The following is a 2,599-nucleotide window of genomic DNA, read 5'->3' on the forward strand; positions in this document are numbered from 1 at the left end:
CTCCTTAATGGTGTAAAAAGATAGAGACCCAAAACAGGTTCAAAGGAAGGTCCTTTCCTTTGTGTGCCTATAATACCATACCCCCCCCGGTGTCAAGACCCGATTTCAAGATTTTCCATTTTTGCTTTATTTTCTATAGTTTGGAAAGGTCCATCTTGGATACAAGTCGTTTTGAGGCGGGAGAGGCGGAGGAATTTTTATCTGGCGCTGTGGCCCGGGGCCCTTTCGGAGCAAAACAAAAAAGCGATGGATTTTCATCCATCGCTCTTTGGCGCCTCTTGCCTGACTCGAACAGGCGACACCCTGATTAACAGTCAGGTGCTCTAACCGACTGAGCTAAAGAGGCATATATATAAAACGGCACACGGCCGTTTTATATGTTGGTGACCCGTACCGGAATCGAACCGATGTTAAAGGCGTGAGAGGCCTCTGTCTTAACCGCTTGACCAACGGGCCATATTTTGTTGTCGGCGTGTCGTTCTTGACTCCCGACTCGGTTATTATAGCGCAAAAGCTGTCAGATGTCAATAGGTAAAATGCAATTTTTCGTCTTTTATTTTTTGGTTTGTCCGGGCCGGCCTTTGTCTTGCGGGGGCGGGCCCTTTCACGTATAATAGGAAAAGATTCTCATGCCATTTTACATCGAACAACGAAGGATTTTGCCATGAACGAAGGAAATCTTGTCGCCATCACAGCCCAACAGGTGCTGATGATGTTCCTGCTGATTCTGACGGGCTATCTCGCGGTGCACGGCAGGCTGTTGAATGCCGAAGCGCGCCAGGGCTTTTCCAGCCTGCTGGTGAACCTGGTGGTCCCGGCCATGATCATCAACTCGTATCTCATCGAGTTTGACCCCGAGATCCTGTCCAATCTGGTCCGCACCGCTTTTGCCAGCGCGGCGGTACTGGTGATCGGCCTCTGCATTGCCCTGTTGTCCACCCGCAAAAAGACCGGCCCCGACCAGCCCATTCTCCGCTTTGCCATGACCTTCTCCAATGCGGGATACATGGGGTTTCCCCTCATCAACGCCCTGTTTGGGGCCGAGGGGATGCTTTATGCCAGCATCTTCAACACCTTTTTCAATCTGCTCATCTGGACCGCCGGCATTGCCCTGGTGGACCGCAGCAGCGGCGCCGCCAAGCGCAACCTTGTGGTGGAACTCATCAAAAAGCCCGCCCTTCTGGCGGTGGCGGTGGGTCTGGTGCTCTATCTGGGTCAAATCCCGGTCCCCTATCTGATCGCCCAGCCCATCGGCCTCCTGGCCGGCATGAACACGCCGCTTTCCATGCTGATCACCGGCATCATCATCGCCACCAGCGACCTGCGGCCGGTCATCCGCAGCTTTCAGCTTTGGCACGCCATTCTGATCCGGATGCTGATTATTCCCGCGGCATCCTTCCTTTTCTGCCTCCTCACCGGCACCGGCGGCATGGTAGGGGCGGTGGTGATCCTGCTGGAAGCCTGTCCCTGCGCGGCCCTCACCTCGGTTCTCGCTATCCAGTACCGCTACAGCGAGCAGCTGGCCGCCGGACTGGTGGTCTTGTCCACCCTGTTGTCCATTGCGGCCCTGCCTCTGTGCGCCATGTTTGTTCAGATGATGGGATGAGGAGCAACTCGCTTTTGCACCATGCCGGCCTTCGGGCCGGCTTTTTTCGTGTCAGTCTCTCCGCACGACTGCATACAGCATCCGGGAAAAGTCCGGCGGACAGGCCGTCAGCCCCGTTTCCACCACCGCAAGGCGGTTTCGGGTCAATTCCTTCTGAAAGGCATCCATGCCCACCATCCGGCAGGATGTCCCCGCAATCCGCACGGTTTTCCCTGTTCCCTGGTGAACCCGTTCCTGCGGCTCAAAGGCCGTCCCAATATTGCTTTGGGCCTCTGTCTCACCATCACCCCCATAGTACAGATCAAAGCCCATCCCTGGGGCTTCAAATGGCTTCGGATGAACCGATAGAAAGCCTGCCGGTCCTCCTCCAACACCAGCATATGGAGCACGGCCACGGCATAGATGAAATCAAAAGTTTCCTCCATGGTCCCCGCAATGCAGTCCAGCACCTGAAAATGTTCTGCAAAATCCGAGGCTTTCTGCTGGCAGAATGCAACCGCTTCGGGCGAAACATCGGTGGCCAGCACATCCAGACCCCGGCGCAGAAGATCCAGAGCATCCCGGCCCTCTCCGCAGCCGATTTCCAGAATTCTGGCCCCTTCCGGGAGAGGATACCGGCCGAGAACTTCTCCCACAATCGGAGAAGGCGTATCACTGGCCCATTGCAGGTGCTGCTGATGAATCTGCTTGTAGCGCAGGTCGTATGCCTCGTAATATTTGGCCGTCATCGTTGCCTCCCTGTATATTTTGCAAAAGAATAAACAAAAAACATCCATTCAAGCCAAAGCCTAAATGGATGTTTCGTTGGTGCACCTCCAGGGACTCGAACCCTGGGCCCACTGATTAAGAGTCAGTTGCTCTACCAACTGAGCTAGAGGTGCATGACCATCAGAATACGGTTTCAATATTCTGATGGATGAGAGAAGCCGGCATCTACCTATTTTCACAGGCCGTGTCCAGCCAACTATCTTCGGCACAAGTGAGCTTAACTTC

Annotated in this window: 2 protein-coding genes and 3 tRNA genes; 1 reads left to right on the forward strand and 4 read right to left on the reverse strand. The window is 54.6% G+C overall.

Annotated features, from left to right (window positions below; translation table 11 throughout):
* Positions 1-269: 269 nt before the first annotated feature.
* Together B5F27_RS16070 and B5F27_RS16075 are read right to left on the reverse strand one after the other, a co-directional pair.
* A tRNA-Asn gene (locus B5F27_RS16070) sits at positions 270-346 on the reverse strand.
* A 35-nt stretch (positions 347-381) separates the two neighbouring features.
* A tRNA-Glu gene (locus B5F27_RS16075) sits at positions 382-456 on the reverse strand.
* 208 nt (positions 457-664) lie between these two features.
* Between B5F27_RS16075 and B5F27_RS16080 the strand changes: the two genes are divergently transcribed.
* On the forward strand, positions 665-1,606 hold the full coding sequence (locus B5F27_RS16080) for an AEC family transporter (RefSeq protein WP_087369050.1): 942 nt from the start codon (positions 665-667) through the stop codon (positions 1,604-1,606).
* Positions 1,607-1,749: 143 nt separating this feature from the next.
* On the opposite strand, the gene B5F27_RS16085 is transcribed toward B5F27_RS16080, so the two are convergent.
* Positions 1,750-2,334: a class I SAM-dependent methyltransferase gene (locus B5F27_RS16085; RefSeq protein ID WP_158098279.1), complete on the reverse strand. Its 585-nt coding sequence runs from the start codon at positions 2,332-2,334 to the stop codon at positions 1,750-1,752.
* Positions 2,335-2,411: 77 nt separating this feature from the next.
* A tRNA-Lys gene (locus B5F27_RS16090) sits at positions 2,412-2,487 on the reverse strand.
* Positions 2,488-2,599 lie beyond the last annotated feature (112 nt).

Source organism: Faecalibacterium sp. An192, from assembly GCF_002160175.1.
GTDB lineage: Bacteria > Bacillota > Clostridia > Oscillospirales > Ruminococcaceae > Faecalibacterium.

Excerpts from the sequence above, each read along its gene's own strand:
- B5F27_RS16085 (WP_158098279.1), bottom strand. The coding sequence starts at position 2,334 with ATGACGGCCAAATATTACGAGGCATACGACCTGCGCTACAAGCAGATT.
- B5F27_RS16080 (WP_087369050.1), top strand. The coding sequence starts at position 665 with ATGAACGAAGGAAATCTTGTCGCCATCACAGCCCAACAGGTGCTGATG.